General features: G+C 72.3%; 23 protein-coding genes and 1 pseudogene. 13 read left to right on the top strand and 11 right to left on the bottom strand.

Annotation, left to right across the window (positions count from 1 at the left end; translation table 11 throughout):
- The first annotated feature begins 19 nt into the window (after positions 1-19).
- A complete protein-coding gene (locus ACZ4Z4_RS06040) occupies positions 20-268 on the top strand; it encodes an SCO4226 family nickel-binding protein (protein WP_398304105.1) in 249 nt (82 codons plus the stop codon).
- Positions 269-311: 43 nt separating this feature from the next.
- On the opposite strand, the gene ACZ4Z4_RS06035 is transcribed toward ACZ4Z4_RS06040, so the two are convergent.
- The 3 genes from ACZ4Z4_RS06035 to ACZ4Z4_RS06025 are packed head-to-tail and all read right to left on the bottom strand — an operon-like array spanning position 312 to position 3,018.
- Positions 312-989: a response regulator gene (locus ACZ4Z4_RS06035; RefSeq protein ID WP_468322803.1), complete on the bottom strand. Its 678-nt coding sequence runs from the start codon at positions 987-989 to the stop codon at positions 312-314.
- Complete coding sequence (locus ACZ4Z4_RS06030; RefSeq protein ID WP_468322800.1) at positions 986-2,218, bottom strand: sensor histidine kinase; 1,233 nt, start codon at positions 2,216-2,218, stop codon at positions 986-988. Before ACZ4Z4_RS06030 ends, ACZ4Z4_RS06035 begins: the two co-directional genes overlap by 4 nt.
- Complete coding sequence (locus ACZ4Z4_RS06025) at positions 2,218-3,018, bottom strand: hypothetical protein (RefSeq protein WP_468322797.1); 801 nt, start codon at positions 3,016-3,018, stop codon at positions 2,218-2,220. The genes ACZ4Z4_RS06030 and ACZ4Z4_RS06025 overlap by 1 nt, the downstream gene beginning before the upstream one ends.
- Positions 3,019-3,174: 156 nt before the next feature.
- Between ACZ4Z4_RS06025 and ACZ4Z4_RS06020 the strand changes: the two genes are divergently transcribed.
- Positions 3,175-3,513, top strand: a complete 339-nt coding sequence (locus tag ACZ4Z4_RS06020; protein WP_468322795.1) for a hypothetical protein — start codon at positions 3,175-3,177, stop codon at positions 3,511-3,513.
- A gap of 96 nt (positions 3,514-3,609) precedes the next feature.
- Complete coding sequence (locus tag ACZ4Z4_RS06015; RefSeq protein WP_468322792.1) at positions 3,610-5,181, top strand: phytoene desaturase family protein; 1,572 nt, start codon at positions 3,610-3,612, stop codon at positions 5,179-5,181.
- Positions 5,182-5,213: 32 nt separating this feature from the next.
- On the opposite strand, the gene ACZ4Z4_RS06010 is transcribed toward ACZ4Z4_RS06015, so the two are convergent.
- Positions 5,214-5,567: a VOC family protein gene (locus ACZ4Z4_RS06010; RefSeq protein WP_468322789.1), complete on the bottom strand. Its 354-nt coding sequence runs from the start codon at positions 5,565-5,567 to the stop codon at positions 5,214-5,216.
- A gap of 136 nt (positions 5,568-5,703) precedes the next feature.
- Between ACZ4Z4_RS06010 and ACZ4Z4_RS06005 the strand changes: the two genes are divergently transcribed.
- From ACZ4Z4_RS06005 to ACZ4Z4_RS05990, 4 genes and pseudogenes are all read left to right on the top strand, one after another.
- Positions 5,704-6,651, top strand: a complete 948-nt coding sequence (locus tag ACZ4Z4_RS06005) for a MerR family transcriptional regulator (protein ID WP_468322786.1) — start codon at positions 5,704-5,706, stop codon at positions 6,649-6,651.
- 89 nt (positions 6,652-6,740) lie between these two features.
- A pseudogene (locus ACZ4Z4_RS06000) lies at positions 6,741-7,916 on the top strand (MFS transporter).
- An 87-nt stretch (positions 7,917-8,003) separates the two neighbouring features.
- Positions 8,004-9,131, top strand: a complete 1,128-nt coding sequence (locus ACZ4Z4_RS05995) for an NAD(P)H-dependent flavin oxidoreductase (RefSeq protein ID WP_468322783.1) — start codon at positions 8,004-8,006, stop codon at positions 9,129-9,131.
- Complete coding sequence (locus tag ACZ4Z4_RS05990) at positions 9,128-10,723, top strand: acyl-CoA synthetase (RefSeq protein WP_468322780.1); 1,596 nt, start codon at positions 9,128-9,130, stop codon at positions 10,721-10,723. Before ACZ4Z4_RS05995 ends, ACZ4Z4_RS05990 begins: the two co-directional genes overlap by 4 nt.
- Before the next feature lie 71 nt (positions 10,724-10,794).
- Here ACZ4Z4_RS05990 and ACZ4Z4_RS05985 read toward each other — a convergent pair whose 3' ends face one another.
- Complete coding sequence (locus ACZ4Z4_RS05985; protein ID WP_468322777.1) at positions 10,795-13,206, bottom strand: penicillin acylase family protein; 2,412 nt, start codon at positions 13,204-13,206, stop codon at positions 10,795-10,797.
- Positions 13,207-13,326: 120 nt separating this feature from the next.
- Between ACZ4Z4_RS05985 and ACZ4Z4_RS05980 the strand changes: the two genes are divergently transcribed.
- Positions 13,327-14,829, top strand: coding sequence for a fatty acyl-CoA synthetase (locus tag ACZ4Z4_RS05980; protein WP_468322775.1), 1,503 nt, complete (start codon positions 13,327-13,329; stop codon positions 14,827-14,829).
- Between the two features lie 20 nt (positions 14,830-14,849).
- On the opposite strand, the gene ACZ4Z4_RS05975 is transcribed toward ACZ4Z4_RS05980, so the two are convergent.
- Positions 14,850-15,200: a helix-turn-helix transcriptional regulator gene (locus ACZ4Z4_RS05975; RefSeq protein ID WP_468322773.1), complete on the bottom strand. Its 351-nt coding sequence runs from the start codon at positions 15,198-15,200 to the stop codon at positions 14,850-14,852.
- Between the two features lie 128 nt (positions 15,201-15,328).
- Here ACZ4Z4_RS05975 and ACZ4Z4_RS05970 point away from each other — a divergent pair, with 128 nt between their 5' ends.
- Positions 15,329-16,156 carry an ANTAR domain-containing protein gene (locus ACZ4Z4_RS05970; protein ID WP_468322771.1) on the top strand — a complete coding sequence of 276 codons (828 nt, stop codon included), beginning with the start codon at positions 15,329-15,331 and terminating at the stop codon, positions 16,154-16,156.
- A 78-nt stretch (positions 16,157-16,234) separates the two neighbouring features.
- Here the strand turns inward: ACZ4Z4_RS05970 and paaK are convergent, their stop codons facing one another.
- The gene (gene paaK / locus ACZ4Z4_RS05965) at positions 16,235-17,518 is read right to left on the bottom strand and encodes a phenylacetate--CoA ligase PaaK (protein ID WP_468324145.1); all 1,284 of its coding nucleotides are present in this window, start codon (positions 17,516-17,518) and stop codon (positions 16,235-16,237) included.
- A gap of 233 nt (positions 17,519-17,751) precedes the next feature.
- On the opposite strand from paaK, the gene ACZ4Z4_RS05960 reads away from it, so the two are divergent.
- Both ACZ4Z4_RS05960 and ACZ4Z4_RS05955 read left to right on the top strand, forming a co-directional pair.
- Positions 17,752-18,597 carry an alpha/beta fold hydrolase gene (locus tag ACZ4Z4_RS05960; protein WP_468322768.1) on the top strand — a complete coding sequence of 282 codons (846 nt, stop codon included), beginning with the start codon at positions 17,752-17,754 and terminating at the stop codon, positions 18,595-18,597.
- Positions 18,598-18,630: 33 nt separating this feature from the next.
- Entirely contained in the window at positions 18,631-19,245 is a 615-nt protein-coding gene (locus ACZ4Z4_RS05955) for a chorismate mutase (protein ID WP_468322765.1), read from the top strand.
- A gap of 26 nt (positions 19,246-19,271) precedes the next feature.
- Here the strand turns inward: ACZ4Z4_RS05955 and ACZ4Z4_RS05950 are convergent, their stop codons facing one another.
- Positions 19,272-20,327, bottom strand: coding sequence for a YncE family protein (locus ACZ4Z4_RS05950; protein WP_468322763.1), 1,056 nt, complete (start codon positions 20,325-20,327; stop codon positions 19,272-19,274).
- A 150-nt stretch (positions 20,328-20,477) separates the two neighbouring features.
- Here ACZ4Z4_RS05950 and ACZ4Z4_RS05945 point away from each other — a divergent pair, with 150 nt between their 5' ends.
- The gene (locus tag ACZ4Z4_RS05945) at positions 20,478-21,374 is read left to right on the top strand and encodes a LysR family transcriptional regulator (protein WP_468322760.1); all 897 of its coding nucleotides are present in this window, start codon (positions 20,478-20,480) and stop codon (positions 21,372-21,374) included.
- Positions 21,375-21,383: 9 nt separating this feature from the next.
- On the opposite strand, the gene ACZ4Z4_RS05940 is transcribed toward ACZ4Z4_RS05945, so the two are convergent.
- The 3 genes from ACZ4Z4_RS05940 to ACZ4Z4_RS05930 form a co-directional block, all read right to left on the bottom strand.
- Positions 21,384-22,649: a PP2C family protein-serine/threonine phosphatase gene (locus ACZ4Z4_RS05940; RefSeq protein ID WP_468322758.1), complete on the bottom strand. Its 1,266-nt coding sequence runs from the start codon at positions 22,647-22,649 to the stop codon at positions 21,384-21,386.
- Entirely contained in the window at positions 22,649-23,452 is an 804-nt protein-coding gene (locus tag ACZ4Z4_RS05935) for an alpha/beta fold hydrolase (RefSeq protein WP_468322757.1), read from the bottom strand. The genes ACZ4Z4_RS05940 and ACZ4Z4_RS05935 overlap by 1 nt, the downstream gene beginning before the upstream one ends.
- A gap of 201 nt (positions 23,453-23,653) precedes the next feature.
- Positions 23,654-23,827 carry a CsbD family protein gene (locus tag ACZ4Z4_RS05930; protein WP_468322754.1) on the bottom strand — a complete coding sequence of 58 codons (174 nt, stop codon included), beginning with the start codon at positions 23,825-23,827 and terminating at the stop codon, positions 23,654-23,656.
- A gap of 291 nt (positions 23,828-24,118) precedes the next feature.
- Between ACZ4Z4_RS05930 and ACZ4Z4_RS05925 the strand changes: the two genes are divergently transcribed.
- Positions 24,119-24,565 carry an ATP-binding protein gene (locus ACZ4Z4_RS05925; protein ID WP_468322752.1) on the top strand — a complete coding sequence of 149 codons (447 nt, stop codon included), beginning with the start codon at positions 24,119-24,121 and terminating at the stop codon, positions 24,563-24,565.
- The last annotated feature ends 41 nt before the right edge of the window (positions 24,566-24,606 follow it).

Genomic DNA, 24,606 nt, shown 5'->3' with positions numbered 1-24,606 from the left:
CAGAAGGAGGTGCGGCGTCATGTCGAAGTTCATGGACGTCCACCACGGGATGAACGGCATCACGGCAGAGGACCTGAAGAAGGCCCACCAGGCGGATCTCGCCATCGAGAAGGAAGAAGGCGTCCACTTCGAGAAGGCATGGGCGGACCCGCAGTCCGGCACGGTCTACTGCCTCTCCGAAGCACCTTCGGCCGAAGCGGTCCAACGCATCCACGAACGCGCCGGCCACCGGGCCGACGAGGTCCATCCGGTGCCCCTGACGGTGTGAACCGGGCTCCGTCCGGGCCCACGCACCCTGGTCCCGGCCGGCGTCAGGGCAGCGGCGGGGACGAGCCCGGTGCGACCAGGCCGCACTGGTAGGCCGCGGCGACCGCCTGGGCGCGGTCGCGCACGCCCAGCTTCAGGAGGATCCGGCCTAGGTGGGTCTTGACCGTCGCCTCGCCGATGAAGAGGTGGGCGGCGACCTCGGCGTTGGAGAATCCGTGCGCGACCAGGACGAGCACCTCGCGCTCGCGTCCGGTGAGCGCGGCCAGCTCCTCGGGCGCGGGCCGGATCCGCTCCGGCCGGGCGGCGAACTCGGCCAGCAGGTCGGAGGTGACCGCGGGGTCCAGCCAGCCGTCCCCGGCGGCGAGCGCCCGGACCGCGCCGACCAGTTCGTCGGGGGCCGCGTCCTTGAGCAGGAAGCCGGAGGCCCCGGCCCGCAGCGCCTGGTAGACGGCCTCGCTGACGTTGTACGTCGTCAGGACGAGCACGCGGACCTCGCCGGGGAAGGCGTCGGCGGTGATCCGCCGGGTCGCCGCGACGCCGTCCGTGCCGGGCATCCGCACGTCCATGACGACGACCTCGGGGCGCAGCTCGGCCGCGAGGGCCACGGCCTCGTCGCCGTCGGCGGCCTCGCCCACCACCTCGATGCCCTCCTCGCCGGTGAGCAGCAGGGCGAGCGCGGAACGGACCATCGCCTGGTCGTCCACGATCAGTACCCGGATCATGACGCGGCCTCCCGCCGGAAGTGTTCCTCTGTCGGCAGGGTGGCGGCGACACGGAAGCCACCCTCCTCGGTGGGCCCGGCGGCGAACGTGCCGCCGCAGACGGCCACCCGCTCGCGCAACCCCTCCAGGCCGTGCCCGGTGGAGAGCTCGGAGCGGACCGCCGCCGGAGTGCCCCGGCCGTCGTCGCCGACCTCGACGCTCAGCCGCCCGTCGGCGCTCCGCCAGTCGAGGCGCACGACCGTGGCCGCTCCGGGGCCCGCGTGCTTGGCCGCGTTGGTGAGCGCCTCCTGCACCAACCGGTACGCGGTCAGGTCGACGCTCCTCGTGAGCGCGGTGGGGACACCCGTCACCTCCAGGCGGGCGTCGAGACCCGCCTGGCGCACCCCGTTCAGGAGCGGGTCCAGGTCGGCGAGCCCGAATCCCGTCCCCTCGGCGGCGAGCCGCTCACCGTCGGTGCGCAGCACCAACAGCATGTGCCGCAGCTCGGCGACGGCCGTCTTGCCGCTCGACTCGATCTGGTCCAGCGCGCGCTCGACCCGGTCCGGGTCGGCCCGCAGCACATGGCGGGCACCGCCCGCCTGCAACACCATGACGGTGACCGCGTTGGCGACGATGTCGTGCAACTCCCGTGCCGTACGCGCCCGTTCGGTCAGGATCGACTCCTGGGCACGGGCCAGCGCGAGCGCGTCCCTGGCGGCCGCCGCCCGCCCCGCCCGCACCCACCGGCCGACGCCCCACACCTCCAGGTTGAGCAGTCCGTAGAAGCAGGCCACCCCGAGCAGGGAGGTCAGCCGCTCCGCGGCGGGTACGTCGGCGAGCGCGGCCCGCACCGACAGCGCGACCGGAACCGTCACGCAGGCCAGCGCCAGCACCGCCGACCGGGCACTCTGCGAAGCGGCGACGGTGTACAGCGCGGCGAGCAGTCCCAGGGTCGGGCTGTAGTCGAACACCGCGGCCACCGTGAGCAGTTCACCGCCGAGGGCATGGGCCCACACACAGAGGAACACCGCACGGGGAGCGCGCCGCCGCGCCGCGAGCGCCGCATAGCCGAGGACGGCGTACCCGACCGTGATCAGCCGGTCGGCCGGGCCGACGTTCGGCAGCGCGAAGTCCGAGAAGAGGAACAGGTCGGGCAGCAGCAGGGCGGCGGCCAGCACCGAGTCCTGGACGGCGGGCGCCGCGCGGTACAGATACAGCCCGCCGTGGGCGGTTCCGGGCCCGGCGGCCATCACGGTCCGGTCGGCGGGCGCGGGTCGTCGCCGGTCGGCGGGTTCGGGCTGTCGCCGGTCGGCGGGCGTGGGTCGTCGCCGTGCGGCGGCTTCGGTTCGTCGGGGTGGGGCGGGTGGGGCAGGCACGTGCGGATGACCCGGCAGGGACCGGCCGCGAAGGTGTCGAAGGCCGCGAGCGCGTCGGACTCCGTGACGGCATCGGACGCCGCGGAGGCATCGGACGCGGCGGAGGCATCAGAAGTGGCAGAGGCATCGGACGCGGCGGAGGCATCAGAAGTGGCAGAGGCCTCGGAAGCGGCGGAGGCATCGGACACCGCAGCGGCATCGGACGTCGCCGGGCCTTCCTTGCTGCCCCTGCCCCCGGCCGGACGCGCCCTCCCGGGCCGCCCGGGCACCGGCGCGTCGTAGCCGAGCGTACGCATCGCCGCCCACAGGTCGCCGCCCTCGGCGAGCAGTGCCTCAGCCAGCCGGCGCTGGGTGGAGGGCTCGGCACGCACCACGTACCGCGACCGCCCCGCCAGCCGGACCACGCTCGCCCGCACGCCCGGCGCGGGACCGCCGGAGCCGAGGTGCGCCACGTCGGACACGGCGATCCGCTCCACCGGCCCGCAACCGGCGGGCACCGGCGCGATCACGGCGACCAGAGCCGCGGGCGGCCGGGTGAGGAGCGGCGGCGGATCGGGGACGAGGAGCGCGTCCCTGTCGACGAGGAGCGCCCGGGCGCCGATCGGTTCGAGGGTGACGTCAGCGGCCGTGACCAGCACGGTTGCCTCGTCCATGGGGTCGGTCCAGTCACTCATGGACCCATGAAACTTTCTCTTCTCCACGCAGAAACGTACCCCCTGGGTCGTACACCACGAATCCACTCCACAGTGGACGCGAGGGCAGCCCCGATGCGCGCATTCTCGTGGATGTCGGAAACACGTCCGACGAGGAGAAGGACCCGGGAGACGATCATGGGATACCAGGTCAAGTTCTACCAACTGCGGTGCATCGAGACCGAGGACAACGGCGAGGACGAGCTGTGGGTGGACTTCCGCGGCCAGCGCGTCTGGGGCCGCGGCGACATCAACAACGGCGCGGTCATCAACGTCAACAACGGGCCGTTCACGATGGTCAACAGCGGGGCCGACGTCGTCTCCATGTGGGACAAGGACGACTTCGACCCGGACGACCACCTGGGCGACTTCCACATCAGCACCGCCGTCTCGGGCCGCGGCGAGCAGGTCGCCGTGTTCCGCAACAACGGCGCCCACTACACCCTCACCTACGAGGTGCGGCCGGACAACTGGTAGGCCGCTCCGGACGCCCCGGAGCCCTGGGCGTACACGGTCCCCGAGCCATGGTGCGTAACACGGCCCCCGGCGCCGGGGGCCGTGTTAGGAAGAGCCATGCCTGATCGTGATGCGTACGACGCCGTCATCGTCGGCGGTGGCCACAACGGTCTCGTCGCCGCCGCCTACCTCGCCCGCGCCGGGCGGTCCGTGCTGCTCCTGGAGCGGCTCCCCGCGACCGGTGGCGCCGCCGTCTCCAGCCGGCCCTTCCCCGGAGTCGACGCGCGGCTCTCCCGCTACTCGTACCTGGTCAGCCTCCTCCCCAAGAAGATCGTCCGGGACCTCGACCTCGACTTCAGGGTGCGCACCCGCACCGTGTCCTCCTACACGCCGACCGAGCGCGACGGCCGCCCCACCGGCCTGCTCGTCGGCGGCGGCGAGGCCCGCACCCGGGAGGCGTTCGCGCGGCTCACCGGCGGGCAGCGCGAGTACGACGCCTGGCGCGGCTTCTACGCGATGACCGGGGAGGTCGCCCGCCGCGTCTTCCCCACCCTCACCGAACCCCTGCCGACCCGCGCCGAACTGCGCGCCCGCATCGACGACGACACCGCGTGGCGCACCCTCTTCGAGGAGCCCATCGGCACCGCGATCGAGGAGCGCTTCGCCGACGACCTGGTGCGCGGCGTCGTCCTCACCGACGCCCTCATCGGCACGTTCGCCGACGCCCACGACCCGTCCCTGCGCCAGAACCGCTGCTTCCTCTACCACGTCATCGGCGGCGGCACCGGCGACTGGAACGTGCCCGTCGGCGGCATGGGCGCCCTCACCTCGGCCATCGCCGACTCGGCGCGCGTGGCGGGCGCCCGGCTGCGGACCGGGTGCGAGGTGACACGGATCGCCACCGACGGGCGGCGCGCCGAGGTGACGTACGCGACGGAGGAGGGGGAGCGGACGGTGGGCGCCGGCCACGTCCTCGTCAACGCGTCGCCGCAGGCCCTCGCCGACCTCCTCGGCGAGGAGCCGCCGCCGCCCGCCGAAGGCGCCCAGTTCAAGGTCAACATGGTGCTCGGGCGGCTGCCGCGGCTGCGTGACACGTCCGTCGACCCGCGCGAGGCGTTCGCCGGCACCTTCCACATCGCGGAGGGGTACGAGGAGTTGGCGGCCGCGTACGCCCAGGCGGCCGCAGGCACGCCACCGGCCGCGCCGCCCTCCGAGATCTACTGCCACTCCCTCACCGACCCGACGATCCTCGCCCCCGACCTCGCCGAGAGCGGCCACCAGACCCTCACCCTCTTCGGGCTGCACACACCGGCGCGGCTCTTCGCCCGGGACAACGACGCCCTCCGCGCCGAGCTCCTGGACTCGACCCTCGCGCAACTGGACGCACACCTCGCCGAGCCGATCGCCGACTGCCTGGCCCTCGACGCCGAAGGCCGCCCTTGCGTCGAGGCGAAGACCCCGCTCGACCTGGAGCGGGACCTGCGGCTGCCCGGCGGCAACATCTTCCACCGCGACCTCGCCTTCCCCTACGCCGAGGAGAACGCCGCCGCGGAGGGCGCCGGGCGCTGGGGGGTGGAGACCCGGCACCCGAACGTCGTGCTGTGCGGCGCGGGCGCGGTGCGCGGCGGAGGTGTCAGTGGCATCCCCGGGCACAACGCCGCGATGGCGGTCCTGGAAACCTTGGACTGACGCCTGCGCGGGCTGGACGCACGGCTACACAGCTAGGGGGCCGAGGGGAGCGGCGCGCCGCCGAAGCCGATCTCGTTCCCGTCGGGGTCGCGGTACGTGGCCTTGCGGACGCCGTTCGCGTACGTCTCCCGGATGGCGGGCCGCAGCCCCCGGTCGGCGATCTGCTCGACACGCGTGTCGAAGTCGCCTGCGAAGACGGTGTGGCGGGCATGGCCGGCGTGCTCGGGCAGGTGCTCGATGTACAGATACCGGTGTTCCGCGAGCTCCCAGACGGCCTCGACATCGTTCGGGCAGAAGGTGGGAGGCCCGCCGAGCAGGCGTTCGTACCAGTGCAGCGCTGCCGCGTAGTCGCTGACCGGGATGCCTGAGAACAGTTCGATGCCCATGCCGCCATCGTAGGAACCCGTCCCTCTCACCGCGTGCCGAACGAACGGCGGCCCGCGCACACGGCCCCCGCCCCACAGTCCCGCGTCGCGCGATGGCGCTTGAGTCTCCAGTAGGGGGAGACGCCAGAGTGAGCGCATGAACGGCGACACCCTCTACTCGATCGGCGAGCTGGCCCGGCGGACCGGGCTCACCGTCAAGACCATCCGGTTCTACTCGGACTCCGGCATCGTGACGCCGACGGACCGCAGCCCGGCCGGCTACCGGCTGTACGGCATCGACGCCGTCGCCCGCCTCGATCTCGTACGGACCCTGCGCGAACTGGGGCTCGACCTGCCCACGATCCGCAAGGTCGTGGACCGGGAGGTGCCGCTCCAGGAAGTCGCCGCCGCGCACGCCGACGCGCTGGACGTACAGATACGGACCCTGCGCCTGCGAAGGGCGGTCCTGACCGTGGTGGCCGACCGCGGCTCCACGACCGACGAAACGGAGCTCACGGACCTCATGCACCGCCTCGCACGCCTCTCCGAAGACGAACGGCACCGTCTGATCGACGACTTCCTCGGCACCGTCCTCGACGGCCTGCACGGCCACCCCGCCTTCACGGCGGTGGCCCGCTCCATGACGCCGGAACTGCCCGACGAACCCGATGTGGAGCAGGTCGAGGCATGGGTGGAGCTCGCCGGACTGCTCCAGGATCCCGACTTCCGCACCAGCGTGCGGGGGATGGCGCGGGACCTGGCGGCCGACCGCGCGCCGGACGACGCCACGGGTCTGCCCCGCATCCTGGCCGAAGCCGTCCGCGCGCTGGTCGAACCGGCGCTGAGCGACGGCATCGACCCCGAAGGGCCGCACGCCACCCCGATCGTCGCGGCGCTCTGCGCCCACTACGCCCGCACCGTCGGCAGCCCCGACGGCGACGCCCTCCGAACGTGTCTTGCGAGCCACCTCGACGGCATGAACGACCCCCGCAGGGACCGCTACCTGCGGCTCCTCGCGGTCGTCAACGGCTGGCCCGCACCGGGCAGCCTGGCCCCGGCACTCGACTGGGCCGTCCGCGCCCTGCGCACCCGGAGCGGGGCGTGACGAACACGTCCCCCTCGGCACTCCGACTGTTCGGCGGCTACCGTGAGTTGGCGGAGACGGCCGGCTTCTGGCGGATCGCGGCGCTCGGCATGGCGTCGAAACTCCCGGCCGGCATGACCGCCCTCAGCCTGCTGCTCCTGGTGGGACGGGACCATTCGTACGGCACGGCGGGGCTGGCCGTCAGCAGTCTCGCGATCGGGCAGGGCACGACCGGGCCGCTGCGCGGGCGGCTCGTCGACCGGTGGGCGCCCCACGTGGTCCTGCTCTGCTGCCTCACCGGGTATCTGACGACCCTCGCCCTCCTCATCCTCACGGTGTACGGGCGCGGCCCGACCGCCGGGATCCTGGTCCTCGCCGCCTGCGCCGGCGCCACGGCTCCTCCGGTCGCCGTCATGATGCGCACGGTCTGGCACCCGCTGACCGACAGCCGGACGCTCGCCACCGCGATGGCCCTGGACACGGCCATGATGGGCGCCGCCCTCGTCACCGGCCCGGTACTCGCCGGTTGGCTCAGCCTCTCCGTCTCGGCAGCCGCGCCGTTCGCCGTCATCGGCGCGGTCACGACGTGTGTGGTCGTGCTGCTGACCGGCTCTGCCGCCGGGCCACCTGAGCGAGCCGTGTGACCGGAGGGGGCAGAGTGCGAGCCCGCCCCGCCCCGGGCATCGGAAAGCCACCCCGCTCCCCTCACCTCCGCACCCCTGCGGCGCCTCCTGGCCGCCAACGGTCTCTTCGTCGCCGCGGTCACCGCCGCCGACGTCGTCCTGCCGAGCTACGCGAAGGAGCACGGCGCGGCCCCGTACACCGGCCTGTACCTGGCGGCACTCTCCGTCGGCAGCGTCCTGGGCAGCCTGGTTCTCGGAGCCGCTCCCTCGCTGCTGCCCCGCGGCCGCGGACCCGGGCTCTCCGGGCTGCTCTGCGCCTTCGCGGTGGGCGGCGGCGCCCTGGCCCTGGCCGCCCGGTTCTCCCCGACGGCGGTCCTCGCGGTCTGCCCGGTGGCGGGGCTGGTCATCGGCGTGACCTTCGGCGCCCTGCGGACGCTCGGGGGAGATCTCGCGCCTCCGGGAAGGGTGACCGAGACGATGTCCTGGCTCGCGAGCGCCGACACGGTGGGCGCGGCGGTGGGCGCCGCGGCCGTGGCACAGCTGGCGGGCGTGGCGGGCAGCGGGACGGCGCTCCTGTTCGTGCCGGCGGCGGCCGTCCTGGCGGCGGTCGTCGGCCTCGGCCACCACCGGAGCCCGATGGCGGACCGGTCCGACCCGATCTGAGATCTGAGGTCCGGGATGGGACCTGGGATCTGACACTGCATCAGAAAACCTCTTCCCTCGGCCGGGTGGCTGCGGCATCCTGCGCCCATGCAGACGGAGTTGAGCAAGAAACTGGGGATCGAGCACGCCGTCTTCGGCTTCACACCCTTCCCCGCGGTGGCCGCCGCCATCAGCAGGGCGGGCGGGTTCGGGGTGCTCGGCGCGGTCCGCTACACGGCGCCGGACGAGCTGGCCAAGGACCTCGACTGGATCGAGGAGCACGTCGACGGGCGGCCGTACGGTCTCGACGTCGTCATGCCCGCCAAGAAGGTCGAGGCCGAGGACGGCCGGGCACTGACCGAGGCCGACGTAGAGGCGATGATTCCCGAGGGGCACCGGCAGTTCGTCAGGGACACCCTCGCCAAGCACGGGGTGCCCGAGCTCGCCGAGGGCGAGGCGTCCGGCTGGCGGATCACCGGCTGGATGGAGCAGGTCGCCCGCAGCCAACTGGACGTCGCCTTCGACTACCCGATCAGACTGCTCGCCAACGCGCTCGGGTCACCACCGGCCGACGTCATCCGGCGCGCCCACGACCACGACATCCTCGTCGCCGCCCTCGCGGGCAGCGCCCGGCACGCACGCAAGCACGCGGACGCGGGCATCGACATCGTCGTCGCCCAGGGGTACGAGGCGGGCGGCCACACCGGGGAGATCGCCTCCATGGTGCTCACCCCCGAGGCCGTCGAGGCGGTGGCGCCGCTGCCGGTGCTCGCCGCCGGGGGCATCGGCAGCGGACAGCAGATCGCGGCCGCGCTCGCACTCGGCGCGCAGGGCGTCTGGCTCGGCTCCCTGTGGCTCACCACCACGGAGGCCGACCTGCATTCGCCCGCCCTCACCCGGAAGCTGCTCGCGGCCGGCTCCGGTGACACGGTCCGCTCCCGTGCCCTGACCGGGAAGCCCGCACGGCAGTTGCGGACGCGGTGGACCGACGCCTGGGACGACCCGCAGGGGCCCGGGGCGCTGCCGATGCCGTTGCAGGGGCTGCTGGTCGCCGACGCCGTCTCGCGCATCCAGAAGTACGAGGTGCAGGACCTGCTCGGCACGCCGGTCGGGCAGATCGTCGGCCGGATGAACAGCGAACGCAGCGTACAAGCCGTCTTCGACGATCTGACGCGCGGCTTCGAGCGGGCCGTCGACCGCGTCATCCGCATCGCGGGAAGGGAAGGCACGTCGTGAGCACCCCGCCCAACAACACCCCGACCCATCACACTCCGCCCAACAGCGCCCCGCCGAACGGTTTCTGGGCCCAGGCCACCGCCGACCCCGGCCGCACCGTCCTCACCGCGCCGGACGGCGAGGAGTGGACGGCGGGCCGACTGCACGGCGCCGTCAACCAGTTGGTCCACGGACTGCGGGCCGCGGGCCTGGAGCGCGGTGACGCGTTCGCCGTCGTGCTGCCCAACGGCGTGGAGTTCTTCACCGCGTACCTCGCCGCCTCCCAAGCAGGTTTCTACCTCGTCCCTGTCAACCACCACCTGGTCGGCCCCGAGATCGCGTGGATCGTCGCCGACTCCGGTGCCAAGGTGCTGATCGCGCACGAGCGGTACGGGGCCGCCGCGGTCGCGGCGGCCGACGAGGCGGCCCTCCCGGCGAGCCACCGCTACGCGGTCGGAGACATGCCCGGCTTCCGCCCCTACGCCCAACTCCTGGACGGACAGCCCGAGTCGCCGCCCGCCGACCGCACGCTCGGCTGGGTCATGAACTACACCTCGGGCACGACCGGCCGCCCCCGCGGCATCCGCCGTCCCCTGTCCGGCAAGCTCCCCGAGGAGTCCTACCTCGGCGGTTTCCTCGGCATCTTCGGCCTCAAGCCCTTCGACGGCAACGTCCACCTGGTCTGCTCACCGCTCTACCACACGGCGGTCCTCCAGTTCGCGGGCGCCGCCCTGCACATCGGCCACCCGCTGGTCCTGATGGACAAGTGGACGCCCGAGGAGATGCTCCGCCTCATCGACGTGCACAAGTGCACGCACACGCACATGGTGCCGACCCAGTTCCACCGGCTGCTCGCCCTGCCCGAGGCGACCCGCGCCGCGTACGACGTGTCCTCGATGCGGCACGCCATCCACGGGGCCGCGCCCTGCCCCGACCACGTGAAGCGCGCCATGATCGACTGGTGGGGCGAGTGCGTCGAGGAGTACTACGCCGCGAGCGAGGGCGGCGGCGCCTTCGCCACCGCGCAGGACTGGCTGAAGAAGCCGGGGACGGTCGGAAAGGCGTGGCCCATCAGCGAGTTGGCGGTCTTCGACGACGACGGGAACATCCTCGGCCCCGGCGAACTCGGCACCGTCTACATGAAGATGTCCACCGGCGGCTTCTCGTACCACAAGGACGAGTCGAAGACGAAGAAGAACCGCATCGGCGACTTCTTCACCGTCGGCGACCTCGGTCTCCTCGACGAGGACGGCTATCTCTTCCTGCGCGACCGGAAGATCGACATGATCATCTCGGGCGGGGTCAACATCTACCCCGCCGAGATCGAGTCGGCGCTGCTCACCCACCCCGCGGTCGCGGACGCCGCCGCCTTCGGCATTCCGCACGACGACTGGGGGGAGGAGGTCAAGGCCGTCGTCGAGGTGGCCGAGGGCCGGACCGCCGACGACGCGCTCGCCGCCGAGATCCTCGCCCACTGCGAACGTCGCCTCGCCGGCTACAAGCGCCCGAAGAGCGTCGACTTCATCAAGACGATGCCGCGCGACCCCAACGGCAAGCTGTACAAACGCCGTCTGCGCGAGCCGTACTGGGAGGGCCGCGCACGCACGATGTGACGGGGCCGGGGCCGGGCCGGCGCTGATCGCGCGGTGGCCCGGCCCCGGCACAGCGGTCCGGCAAAAAGGCTTCAGCGGCGCTCGCGCACCCGCACCACCTTCAGGGCCGGGTCGCCGAGGATGTCCTTCTCGCAGAAGCGTGACGTCACCCACCGCTCCTTCGCGTACAGCCGCGTCTGGTCGCTGTAGTGCGGGGAGTCGGTGTTGGAGGACTGGGAGTACGACAGGAGGGTGCGGGCCTCGGGGCAGCGGTCCTTGTGCCAGCCGACCGCCTGGATGTGGCTCGACCCGTGTGCGACCTCCGTGTACCCCTTCTTCGCGTCCCAGTTGGCCTCGATCTTGTTCCACACGCCGAGGGACTCCGTGCCGCCGGGAACCGGTATGCGCTTGCCGCCGCGTACGACGTACTGGTTCTCGCCCAGCCGCGCGTCCAGTGCGATGCCCGCCGCGGTCAGCTCGGTCACCGCGTCGGCCAGTGCGGTCCTGAAGCCGGGCCGGGTGGTGTCGAGGGTGTTCGGGGTGCGCACCGGGTCGGCCGCAGAGAACGGCACCTTCCAGAGCTGCGCGTTCGGTACGGTCGCCGTCAGCTTGCGCCAGAAGCGGTCGAAGAGCAGGGCGCCGCGGCTGTCGGTGTCCATCGTGCGGTCCCAGCGGGCCAGGACCGTGCAGGCCTTTCGTACATCAACCGCCTTGCCGTCGCTGCCCGTTGCGGTGCCGCCCGGCAGGGCCGCGCACGCCTTCGCCGTGTCGGCCGCCGCGAGACCGGCCGCGGGCACCCGGTTCGCGAACTGCTGGCGTTGCAGATCCCGGACCGTGAGGTCGCCCTTCTTCGCCATCGCCGCCACGTCCTCGATGGCGCCCCGGGTACGCATCGAGCGCTGCGTGCCGATCGTGCCGAAGATCCGTTCGTAGCCGGTGATCGGCCGGTCCGCGTTGGTCAGCCAGGCGCTGTCGTTGGAGTTCTCCGCGTACGGGGCGTCCTTGAGGGTCGGCATCCGCGACGGGCCGAAGATGCCGGGCTGCACGGCGTCCTTGTCCGAGCCGAGCGCGCACGCGCCGCGTGAGCCGTCGAGGACGGCGACGCCCGACGCCGGGTAGGTGACCGCGCCGAGCGGTGTGCTGCACTGCCGCGCCAGGTCGTCGGTGATGCGGGGGAGCACCTGGGACTGGCTGAGCAGCGAGTGGCCGTGGCGGTCGGCGGCGACGGTGTTGACCCAGGGCAGCCCCTGCGTCTCGCGCAGCGCCGTGAGGATGCCGGCGGTGGAGCGGGCCTTGCCGAAACCGAGGTTGGTGTCGCTGCCGCGCAGGTTCACGGCGTTCGGGTCGTTGAGGGCGTACGCCGTGGTCGAGGACCAGGGCAGCGGGAGCTGGGGGCCGAGACCGGTGACGACGGGGCCGTAGCGGGTCCAGTACTGGGTGCGGGTCACCCGGCCGCCGTCCTTGACCGGCACCGCGACCGTGCGCTTCGTCATCCGGTGCGGCTTGCCGTCCACCAGATAGGTGGTGGGATCCGCCGGGTCGAGCGTGAGCTGGTGCAGGTTCAGGGTGACGCCGGTCGCGACCGTGTGGCTCCACGCGACATCGCCGTTGAAGCCGATGTTGACCACGCTCGTGCCGAGCAATGAACCACCGGACACGTTGAGTTCGCCGGGGATGGTCTGCTGCGACTGCCAGAAGCGGCGGCCGCCCTGCCAGGGGTAGTGCGGGTTGCCGAGCAGCAGCCCCTTGCCGTTCGCGGTGGTCTCCCCGCTGAACGCGACGGCGTTGGAACCCATGTCGGCGTCCTGCGCGGAGAACAGCTCACGGGCCGCGTCCGCCGTGCGTCGCGGATCGGGCGCGGGGGCGGTGTCCGCCGTGGCGCTCGGCGGGGCGGCGGCCGTGATGCCGTCGATCCCGCGCCCCTGCCCGCCGAGCACCTGCACGGCGAAGCCCTGCCTGGCCACGTCGAGCGCGGTGATCGGGCGCACCCAGTCGGCCTTCGCGCAGGCCGGGTCGGTGATGCGGTTCTGCTTCAGCCAGGCGTTGTAGCCCGCGGCGAAGCCGCGCATCAGGTCCTTGGCCCGGCGGCTCGGACCGGCGGGCGCGGGCCGGTCGAGCAGCCGCTCCACGGTTCCGGCCTCCCGTACACCCCGGAAGTACAGGTCGCTGCTGAGGTTCGTGGACGCCGACGACAGGGCGGAACCGGGAGAGGCGTCGGGTCCGAAGTGCCGGGAGCGCTCGCCGCGGACGGTCAGATAGCCGTCGGCGAGCGTGCACACCTGGTCGGCGGCCTGCGCCCAGCCGGTGCCGAACCCGAGGTTCTCGTAGTCCTCGGCGAGGATGTGGGGAATGCCGTACTCGGTGTAGCGGATGGTCGCGTGCAGGCCGCCGCCGGAGGGGCGGGCCTCGTCGGGCGCGGCCCCCGCGCCGGACGCCGGCAGCAGGGCCACCGCCGTCAGCAGGGTGATTCCCACGGCCGCCGAGCGTCTTGTGCGGATGCGCATCGTGCCTCCCAACTGGGTTTCGGGAAGGAGCGGTTGAGCGTACCAAGCGGTTGGTCATTTGCGTTCCGCCGCGTCCCCCGCCTCTTGACCCCGGCGGCCGGGGGGACACAGGATCCCGCCATGACGGGTGTACGCGACAGCACGGTCGACGGAGTCCTCAGGCGCAGCGCGCGCCGCACGCCCCGGCGCACGGCTCTGCGCTACGGCGAACGGTCGTGGACGTACGGGGAGCTCGACGACGCCGTGTCGCGGGCGGCCACCGCGCTGCGCGCCCACGGCCTGGCCCCCGGCGACCGCGTCGGGGCCTACGCCCACAACTCCGACGCCTACCTGATCGGCTTCCTCGCCTGCGCGCGGGCGGGCCTGGTCCACGTGCCCGTCAACCAGAACCTGACCGGCGACGACCTCGCGTACATCGTCCGGCAGTCCGGCAGTTCCCTCGTCCTCGCCGACCCGGACATCGCCGGACGGCTCCCCGCCGACGTGCCCGTCCTGCCCCTGCGGGACGCGGCCGACTCGCTGCTCACGCGGCTCGCCGCGGCACCGGCGTACGAGGGCGAAGGACCCGGCGGCGACGGCCTGGCGCAGCTGCTGTACACCTCGGGTACCACGGCCCTGCCAAAAGGGGCCATGCTCACCCACCGCGCCCTCGTCCACGAGTACGTGAGCGCGATCACCGCCCTGGACCTCAAGGAGGCCGACCGGCCCGTCCACGCGCTGCCGCTCTACCACTCGGCGCAGATGCACGTCTTCCTCATGCCCTACCTCGCGGTCGGCGCCGAGAACACCGTCCTCGACGGGCCGGACGCCGGGCGGATCCTCGACCTCGTCGAGGCCGGCCGCGCCGACAGTCTCTTCGCGCCGCCGACCGTGTGGATCGGCCTCTCGCGCCACCCCGGCTTCGCGAGCCGCGATCTCGGGGCGCTGCGCAAGGCCTACTACGGGGCGTCGATCATGCCGGTGCCGGTCCTGGAGCGGCTGCGCGCCCGGCTGCCGGGGCTGCGGTTCTACAACTGCTTCGGGCAGAGCGAGATCGGTCCGCTCGCCACCGTCCTCGGCCCCGACGAGCACGAAGGCCGGCTGGACTCCTGCGGGCGGCCCGTCCTGTTCGTCGAGGCGCGCGTCGTCGACGAACAGGGCAGGGAGGTGCCGGACGGCACGCAGGGCGAAGTGGTCTACCGCTCACCGCAGTTGTGCGAGGGCTACTGGGAGAAGCCGGAGGAGACGGCCGTGGCGTTCCGCGACGGCTGGTTCCGCTCCGGGGATCTCGCGGTGCGGGACGCCGAGGGGTACTTCACCGTCGTCGACCGGGTGAAGGACGTCATCAATTCCGGGGGAGTTCTCGTCGCGTCGCGACAGGTGGAGGATGCGCTGTACGAGCACGCGGGCGTCGCCGAGGCCGCCGTGATCGGACTGCCGGACGAGCGCTGGATCGAGGCCGTCACCGCTGTCGTCGTACGGGCCGACAAGGAGCTCACGGAAGCCGCGCTCCTGGCCCACACACGCGAAAAGCTCGCCCACTTCAAGGCCCCCAAGAGGGTCCTCTTCGTGGACGAACTGCCGCGCAACGCCAGCGGGAAGATCCTCAAGCGGGAGCTGCGCTCCCGCTTCAGCGCCGGCTGAGCCGGGGCGCCGACCGTGGGTCAGGCCCTGGCGTGCTCCCGCTCGTCGCCCTGATCGGAACCGGTCCGGTCCGCTTCGTCCCTGGCCAGCAGGGAGAGCAAGGAGGCGACGGAGAGTCCGGACTCGGCGGGGTGACGCAGCACCTTGCCCGGGTCGATCCGATATGTGTTGGTACGTCCCTCACGGGTGTGAGAGAGATAACCGTCCTGCTCAAGGTCGGCAATGATCTTCTGTACGGCACGCTCCGTGAGCCGGCAGTGCGCGGCGATGTCACGGATGCGGGCGTTGTGGTTGTCGGCAATGGCCGCCAGTACGCGGGCGTGATTGGTGAGAAAGGTCCAACCGGTGTGTGGCTCGGGCACTCCATCCATGCGTCAACTCTAGTGTCTGTCATTCACGGTTTCAAAAACACGTACACGATTTCAGGTATTAGTTGACGTGTGTGTGGAATGAGAGGCAGCCTAGGAACGGCGGTAGGCAGCGAGATGAAGGAGAGGCCATGCCGGAGCCCGCGTACTCTCAGCGGCCCTTCGTGGAACAGGGCGGCGAGCACGAGCAGGGCGGCAGTACATCTGGCGGCAGTACGTCAACGGCCTCATCGCCGCGTGCGCCGCTCGACGCCGCCCTGTCAGGCTCCGGCGCCAGGAGGAGTCTGGCGCTGCGGGGCGAGCTCGATCTCGACACCGGTCAGTGGCTGCGCGCCGACCTGTTCCGTGCCCTCGCCCACGCGGCCGACGGGCTCGACCTGGACCTGGCCGAAGTGGAGTTCTGCGACTGCTCCGGGCTCAACATCCTGCTGAGCCTGCGCCAGCACGCCGTGGAAGAGGACAAGACGGTCGTCATCCGTTCCGCCAGTCCCGCGGTGGAGCGGCTGCTCGACGTGACCGGCACCCGCCACCTGTTCATGCCGCCCGGCCGCGAGGAGGACGAGGACGCGCTGTGCCCCGTCGTCCACGAGGCGGTCCCGCCCGAGGGCGCCGAACAGGATCTGCACCTGCTCGTGGCGCAACTGCGCCGGGCCATGGCGACCCGGCCGACCATCGACCTGGCCCGCGGCGTCCTGATGTCGTCCTTCGTCCTCAGCCCCGAACAGGCCTGGGACGTGCTGGTGACCGCATCCCAGAACACCAACATCAAACTGCACCTGTTGGCGGAGGCCGTGGTGAGCACCGTCGAGGGAGCCGCCCTGCCGGCCGCCGTGCGCAGGCAGGTCGAGATCGCGGTCGGCAAGGTGAAGGCGGCGGCCGAGGTGCCGCTGGGGGTGCCGCGCCCCGACGGCGCCGTGCGCGGGGGCGAGGCCCGCCCTGCCACGGACCTTTTTCCTTGACGCGGCCGGACCCGGCACGGAAGCAGTGGGCGTCGCGGCCGTCCTGGGGTCCGTCCCGGCGGTGGGGCGGTCGGCGGCTCAGTCCCGCAGATCCACGATCCGCTTGAACTTGCCCACCGACCGCTCCAGCGTCTCCGGGTCGACGATCTCCACGCCGACCGAGACACCGATGCCGTCCTTCACCGCGACCGCGATCTCCCGGGCCGCCGCCGCGCGCCGCTCCGGCGGTGTCTCCGCGCGCGCCTCCGCCCGCACCGTCAGCGCGTCCAGCCTGCCCTCGCGCGTCAGGCGCAGCTGGAAGTGCGGGGCGATGCCCGCCGTCCGCAGCACGATCTCCTCGATCTGGGTGGGGAAGAGATTGACGCCGCGCAGGATCACCATGTCGTCGCTGCGGCCCGTCACCTTCTCCATCCGCCGGAAGACCCGCGCCGTGCCGGGCAGCAGCCGCGTCAAGTCCCGCGTCCGGTAGCGGATCACGGGCATGGCCTCCTTCGTGAGCGCCGTGAAGACCAGCTCGCCGCGCTCGCCGTCGGGCAGCACCTCGCCGGTGAGGGGGTCCACGACCTCCGGGTAGAAGTGGTCCTCCCAGATGTGCAGTCCGTCCTTGGTCTCCACGCACTCCTGCGCGACACCGGGGCCGATCACTTCGGAGAGGCCGTAGATGTCCACGGCGTCGATCGCGAAGCGCTCCTCGATCTCGCGCCGCATCTCCTCGGTCCACGGCTCGGCGCCGAAGATGCCGACCCGCAGCGAGGTCGTACGGGGATCGACGCCCTGCCGCTCGAACTCCTCCAGGAGCGTGAGCATGTACGACGGGGTGATCATGATGATCTCGGGGTGGAAGTCCTGGATCAGCCGGACCTGGCGCGCCGTCATGCCGCCGGAGGCGGGGATCACCGTGCACCCCAGGCGCTCGGCGCCGTAGTGCGCGCCCAGGCCGCCGGTGAACAGGCCGTATCCGTACGCCACATGGACCTTGTCGCCGGGGCGGCCGCCCGCGGCGCGGATCGAGCGCGCCACCACGTCCGCCCACATGGACAGGTCCTGCTCCGTGTACCCGACGACCGTCGGAAGGCCCGTCGTACCGCTCGACGCGTGCAGCCGGCGCACCTCCGACTGCTCCACCGCGAACATACCGAACGGATAGTTCGCCCTCAGGTCGTCCTTGGTGGTGAAGGGGAACCGGGAGAGGTCGGCGAGCGAACGGCAGTCGTCGGGCCGCAGCCCCGCCTTGTCGAACGCCGCACGGTAGAACGGGACGTTCTCGTACGCGTGCAGCAAGGTGTCCTGGAGGCGCTCCAGCTGTAGGGCCCCGAGCTCCCGCGGGCCGAGCCGTTCCGCCGCGTCCAGCAGTGGCGGCATACGCGTCATAAGGAATGCTCCCGTCCTGAACGGGCGACCGATCATTCGGTCGTCGATCTTCTGTGGAGCTCAGTAATCCAGGCACGGGCGTGGGCGTCAAGGGATCCCGCACAGCGGCTTTGAGCTGCGGCGCCGGGGACTTCCGGCACAGGTCCCAGGGCATGAGCCACGGTCATGGGCCACGGCGGGGACGGCGTTGCCCGGGCGCGGCACCGGATGTGATGATCACCCCCATGCCGACATTCAGCGCCTACGACGGGACGGAGCTCGCCTACCACGAGCGGGGGAGCGGCGAACCGCTGCTCTGCCTGCCCGGCGGCCCCATGCGCGCCTCCGCCTACCTGGGCGACCTCGGCGGACTCACCGCCCACCGCCGCCTGATCCTGCTCGACCTGCGCGGCACGGGCGACTCCGCGGTGCCGGACGATCCGGCGACGTACCGCTGCGACCGGCTCGTCGACGACGTCGAGGCGCTGCGCGAGCACCTGGGCCTCGAACAGGTCGACCTGCTCGGCCACTCGGCGGCGGGCAACATCGCCACGCTGTACGCGGCCCGCCACCCGAAGCGGATCCGCACGCTCGTCCTGGTCGCCCCGGCCACGCACTCCCTGGGCGGCACGGTCACCGACCAGGACCTGCGCGACGCGGCGGCGCTGCGCGCGGACGAGCCCTGGTACCCGGCCGCCGAGGCCGCGCTGCGGGAGCTCGCGGCCGGCCGCGGCCCGGCCGAGGTGGCCGACGCTCTCGCGCCCCTCGCCTACGGACGCTGGGACGCGGCGGCGCGGGCGCACCGGGCGGCGAGCGCCACGGAGAAGAACGCGGAAGCGGCCGCCGCCTTTTATGAGGACGGCGCCTTCGACCCGCCCGCCACCCGCGCCGCACTGACCGACCTGGCCGCGCCCGTCCTCGTCCTCGCGGGGGAGTGGGACGGCGGCCCGAACCCCGCGCGCGCCGAGGAGTTCGCCGCGCACTTCCCGCGAGGAGTCCACCAAGTGCAGCCGCGTGGTGGGCACTTCCCGTGGCTGGACGACCCTGAGTGGTTCGTGCGGCGGATCGCGGGATTCCTCGCGCAAGACTGACGGCAGCACCCTCACCGACTCCCAGGGGGACTCGTGCGTTTCGCCACCACCACTCGTAGCGTGCTCACCGCGGGAACGCTGGCCGCCGCGCTGCTCGCGGGCGCCGGCCCGGCCGCCGCGACCACCGCACCCGCCACTTCCTCCTCCGCTTCTGTTGCGGGCCCGTACGCCCAACTCCGCCCCCTCGCCGAGCTGTCCGTGCGGCGCCTGGCCACCGCCGACCTCGTCGCCGCCGCGAAGTACGGCACCGGCAGCCCCATCGACGACCCCGCCCGCGAGCGGCAGGTGCTGGACGCCGCGGCCGGGCGGGCGCGGGAGCTCGGCGCCGACCCGGAGGCGACCGTGCGGATCTTCCGCGATCAGATCGAGGCCAACAAGGCCGTGCAGCGAGGGCTGTTCCGGCGCTGGGACGCCGATCCGTCGCAGGCCCCGGCCGAACGCCCCGACCTCGCCGAGGTCCGCGAGGAGATCAACCGCGTCAACGGCGAGCTGGTACGGGCCATCGCCGCGTCCTCGGCGGCGCGCACGGCACCGTACTGCGGGGGCGTGCTGACCGCCGCGGCCGCGCGGGTACGGCACGAGGACCGGCTGGACGCGCTGCACTCCCTCGCCCTGGGCCGGGCGCTGCGCTCGGTCTGCGCGGGCTGACGCGGCGCCCCGGGCCGAGGCGGGTGTCAGGCGGGGCGCGGGATGTAGGCCAAGCCGTGGGCGCCGGGCTCGCCGCGCTTCGCGATGTCGATGCGGGCCAGGCCCCGCAGCGTCTCCAGGTCGACGAGATCGACGGTGGACGAGGCGACGCAGGCCACGTAGGCGATCCGGCCGTCGGGCGAGGACGTGATGGTCAGCGGTCCGCTTCCGACCCGCACCTCGCCGAGCCGCTTGCGGGTGTCGGTGGCGAACACGGTCAGGCGGCCCGGGGCCTGACGCCCGAGCTGGGAGGCCGGGTCGGCCGCCATGCGCAACTCGCCCGCGAGCAGCCTGCCCGTCGACGTCAGGTGCACCGGCAGTACGACGTCGTCCGTGGACAGCAGGTCGACGACGGACGCCGTCCCGGCCTCGATCACCCTGATACCGGGAGCCGGCCGCTTCTCGGCGGGGGCGGGGGAGAACCTGGCGTAGGGCGAGGCGACGTACACGTGCGCGCCGTCGGCGGAGACGGCGAGGCCCTCGCTCCCGGGCACCTCGACCTTCGCGGTGAGCGTGCCGCGTTCGAGGTCGACGACCGACACGAACGGCGCCTCCTTGTTCGTGGCGTAGCCCGTCCGGCCCGCCGGGTCGATGGCGAACCAGTGCGGTCCGGGCGCGTCCGTGTCGATCCGGCCCACGGGCCGCCGGGACTCCGTGTCGATCACCACGACGCCGCCCGGCCGGTCGGCCGCCCCCTCCACGCTGACGTAGAGACGCCGGCGGACCGGGTCGAGCGCGAGACCGTGCGGCCCGTGCTCCGGGGCGAGATCGACGACTTCGACGACACGGCGCGCGTCCGGGTCGATGACGGTCACCTCGGTGCGGCGGCCGCTGTTCGCGTGGTAGTAGCCCGAGTGGTACGCCGTGGTGCACCACAGCAGACGCTGTGAGGCGTCGAAGCACAGCTCGTGCGGCTCGGCGGGTACGTCGACCGCGCCGAGCCACCGGTCGGACGCGGCGTCGAAGAACGAGACGGTCGGCCCGCTCTGACTGACCACGGCCAGGACGTCGCCGTCCCGACCGGCACGCGGGTTCTGCTGCATGGAGCGCTCCTCGACAAGGTGAAGGGATGTCACGCGTAGGTGCGTCGACCCCTCCACTCTCGACACCGCAGCGTTGCGCAACAATGCAAAGATCGGCATCCAACCCTTGCCGCAGACGCAAAAACGCAGTTCAGGAGCGCACAGGTGGCCATGGACCTCAACCTTCTGCGGGCGTTGGACGCTCTTCTTCAGGAGAACAGCGTGACGCGTGCCGCCGAGCGGCTCGGCACGTCACCGGCCGCGGTCAGCCGCACGCTGGCCCGGCTCCGCCGCGCCGTCGGCGACCCGCTGCTGGTCCGCGCGGGACAGGGCATGGTCCCCACGCCGCGCGCCCTGGAACTCCAGGGGGAGGTGAGCGCGTTGCTGCGCGACTGCGACAACGTCCTGCGGCCCGGAGCCGGTTTCGACGCCGTCCATCTCCGGCGCAGCTTCACCGTGCAGGCCGCCGACGTGCTCCTGGCGGGACTCGCCGGCACGCTGACCGACCGCATCCACGCACAGGCCCCGCACGTCGACGTGGTCTTCCTGCCGGAGTCGGTGGAGGGCGGCCCCGCGCTGCGACAGGGCTGGGTGGACGTCGAACTGGGCGTCCTCGCACATCTGGACCCGGAGATCAGGACCCGGCCGCTCACCCGGATGACGCTCGTCGCGGTCGCACGCGCCGGTCACCCCCTCTTCTCCGGGCGGATCGACGCGCGCCGCTTCGCCGCGGCCGACCACATCGGCATCTCCCGGCTCGGCAAGCGCCACGGTCCCATCGACAGCGCCCTCGCGGAACTCGGGCTGCGGCGCCGCACCGCGGTCGTCGTACCCAGCCACACGAGTGCGATGCTGCTCGCCCGGGACACCGACCTCGTCGCCCTCACCCTGGACGACTGGCTCCCCGACGCCACCGCCGCGCTCGGGCTCCGTACGTTTCCCATACCTCTCGACCTGGCTCCGGTCGACCTCGGGATGGCGTGGCACCCCCGCAACTCGGCCGATCCGGGCCACCGTTGGTTCCGCGACCACCTGGCCGCCGCGGTCCTTGGCACGGAGGCCGTCTGACGTCGGCCTTCAGGAGGTTCCCGGCGCGGGCAGCCCCAGCGCGAGGAGGGCGGTGTCGTCGTCGAGGCCCTCGCCGAGGCCGGCCAGCAGGCCGGTCAGCGCGGCGACGACGGCCTGCGCGGACGTGCCGGCGTGCTCGGCGGTGAACGCGCGGAGCGCCTCGTCCCCGAAGAGGTCCGAACGGCCGGGTCCGGTGCGCGCCTCGACGACACCGTCGGTGTAGAGCAGGAGCGTGTCGCCGGGACCGAGGGTGACGGTGGCGGCGGTGAAGCGGGGCTCGGGCAGGATGCCGACGAGCAGGCCACCGGGGGTGGGCAGGAAGTCGGCCGTGCCCCCGGCCCGCAGCACGAGGGCCGGCGGATGGCCGCCGGAGGCGAGCCGGACGGTGACGCGCCCGTCGCCCGGGTCGGGATCCAGGACGCCGAAGACGGCGGTGCAGAACCGCGGATCGTCACCGGAGTACCGCTCGTGCAGGACTTGGTTGAGGGTCGACAGGGCGGCCACGGGGTCGGGGTCGTGCAGGGCGGCGGCGCGCAGGGTGTACCGGGTCAGCGAGGTGACGGCGGCGGCCTCCGGGCCCTTGCCGCACACGTCACCCAGGAAGAAGCCGAAGCGTCTGCCGTCCAGGGGGAAGACGTCGTAGAAGTCGCCGCCGAGCTGGTCCGGGGACGCCGTGTGGTAGTACGAGGCCGTCTCCACCCCGGGGATCACGGGCAGAGCGGCGGGCAGCAGCGACTGTTGCAGGACGGCCAGGGCCTGCTGGAGCCGGGCACGGTCGGCCCTGGCCTGCCGCGCGGACTCCTCGGCCGCTCTGCGGCTGCGCAGCAGCTCCGCCTCGTAGGCGCGGCGGTCGGTGGCGTCGGAGACGGTGATGCGGGTCAGCAGGGGCGTGCCGGTGCTGCCGTACTTGACGGAGGCGGAGACCAGCACCGGCGTGCGGGCGCCGGCGGCCCCCTTGAGCTCCAGGGCCACCCCGCTGACCTCGCCCTGCATGCGCAGCAGCGGCGCGAAGTGGGTCTCGTGGTACATCCTGCCGCCCACGGGCAGCAGGTCCGTGAACCGCAACCGCCCCACCACGTCCTGCCGTTCCAGCCCCAGCCAGCCCAGCAGTGTGCCGTTGAGCTTCACGATGGTGCCGTCCATCAGCGTGGACAGGTAGCCGCAGGGTGCGTTCTCGTACAGTTCCTCCGCGCTGTCCTCCAGGAGAGCGGCGAAGGCGGAGTCCGAGGTGGTCTCGCCGTCGGGCCCGTCGGGATCGGAACCCGTCCGGCACATCACCGCAGACCTGCCAGGAAGTCGAGGATGGCGGCGTTGGTGGCCTCGGGTGCGGACAGGTGCGGGCAGTGCCCCGTCGCGTCGAGCGTGACCAGCGTCGAACCGGGCACCGACCGGTGGACGAAGGCGCCGACCTCGGGGGGAGCGATGGCGTCCTGGGTGCACTCCAGGATCAGCGTCGGCACCCGCACGCTCTTGAGGTCGTCGCGGGCGTCCGACAGGAATGTCGTGCGGGCGAAGACCCGAGCCATGTCGGGGTCCGTCGCACAGAAGCTGTTCTTGAGCTCCTCGCCGAGTTCGGGCCGCTCGGGGTTGCCCATGATGAGCGGGGCCATCGCCGCGGACCAGCCCAGGTAGTTCGCCTCCAGGGACTCCAGGAGTTCCTGGATGTCCTCCTCGCTGAACCCGCCGCGGTAGCCCTCGTCGTCGATGTACCGCGGGGACGGGGCGACCATGACGAGGGACCCGATGCGCTCGGGCACCTGCCGGGCCGCGAGCACGCCGATCACGCCGCTGACCGAGTGACCCACGAACGCCGCGTCCCGCAGGTCGAGCCGCTCGCACACCTCCACCACGTCCTGGGCGTAGCCCTCCAGCGAGCCGTAGCGCTCCGCCGAGAACGCGGCCGGGTCGGAACGGCCCGCGCCCACGTAATCGAACAGGACCACCCGGTGGTCCCGCTCCAGTGCGGGAACCGTCAACCGCCACATGTTCTGATCGCACCCGAAGCCGTGCGCCAGGACCACCGCCGACCCCTGAGGGTTTCCTGTCACCGTGACGTTGTTCCTGCGGATGATGTCCATGACCGCAATGAAACCAGTTCTACTGAGATGCCGTGTCAACAGGTCGGGGAAGGTCACCGGCGAGCCGGCGCTCGCCGCTGACCTGGGGCTGGGGCAGGGGCAGGGGCAGGGGCCGACCAGGGAAAGGGGCGGCCCCGAGAAGGGACCGCCCCTGGCTGCGTGGTGCCGCGACACGGCGTTGTGCCGGTGCCGCGACCACGTTCAGCGCTTGCCGATGTCCTTGGTCTTCTCCTTGGCCTGGCGCGCGTCGCCCTTCATCCGGTCGGCGCGGCCCTCGGTGGTGAGGCGCTCGTTGCCGACGGTGCGTCCGGCGGCTTCCTTCGCCGCGCCCTTGGCCTGTTCGGTCTTCGCCTTGGCCTTCTCGTTGGCGGTCATCGCTCCGCTCGACCTCCTTGGCATCGACATCATGTGCTGGGGATTCGCCTGGCCGCTCATTCGTTCGGCAAACATCGTCGTACGGAGAAATATCGGCGTGACGTGGCCCGACGCGGCCCTGACCTCGTATCTTTCACTGTTGTGAACACGGCGGACGCCTGCCGTTCGGACGGAGGTGTGCGGGCCGTGCAGCCGGGCATGCGAAGACGAGGAACGGCACCCGGGAATGGCGCGAAGGAACGGTGGGACGCGGTCGTGTTTGCACGTGTGCAGGGAAAGGATCACAGCTCGATGAGCGCTTCCGGGGCACCGGACGCGGAGCGGACGACCTGCTCCCAGGCTCGGGCCGAGGTCCGCTCGGTGCTGCGACCGCTGCACTCCGCGATGCCGCCGGGGGAGGCCCGGCGCCTTCAGGAGGACGCGCTGCTGGTGGTCAGTGAGTTGACGGCCAACGCGATCCGGCACGGCGGGGGCCTCACCCGGCTCGGCGTCCGGGTCGCCGACGGTCTCCTGCTGATCAGCGTGAGCGACCGCAGCGAGGTGGTGCCGTGCCATGTGCCCGCGGACCCGGCTCGGCCCGGCGGGTTCGGCTGGTCGATGGTCCACCGCCTCAGTTCGAACGTCACGGTCGAGGTCAGGCAGGGCGGAAAGACCATTACGGCCGTTTTGGATGGGTTTTCCGCAGCCGCATCCGACTGTTCGAAAGTCAGCACGCGTGAGCGGCGACCTTCGGGGTAAGCGTGGCGCTGCGGGGGAACAGCCGAGTCGACAAGGAGCGG

The sequence above is a fragment of the Streptomyces sp. NPDC030245 genome, from assembly GCF_055572995.1.
Note: the sequence above shows the minus strand (reverse complement) of the source record. Positions and strands in the feature narration are given on the sequence as shown.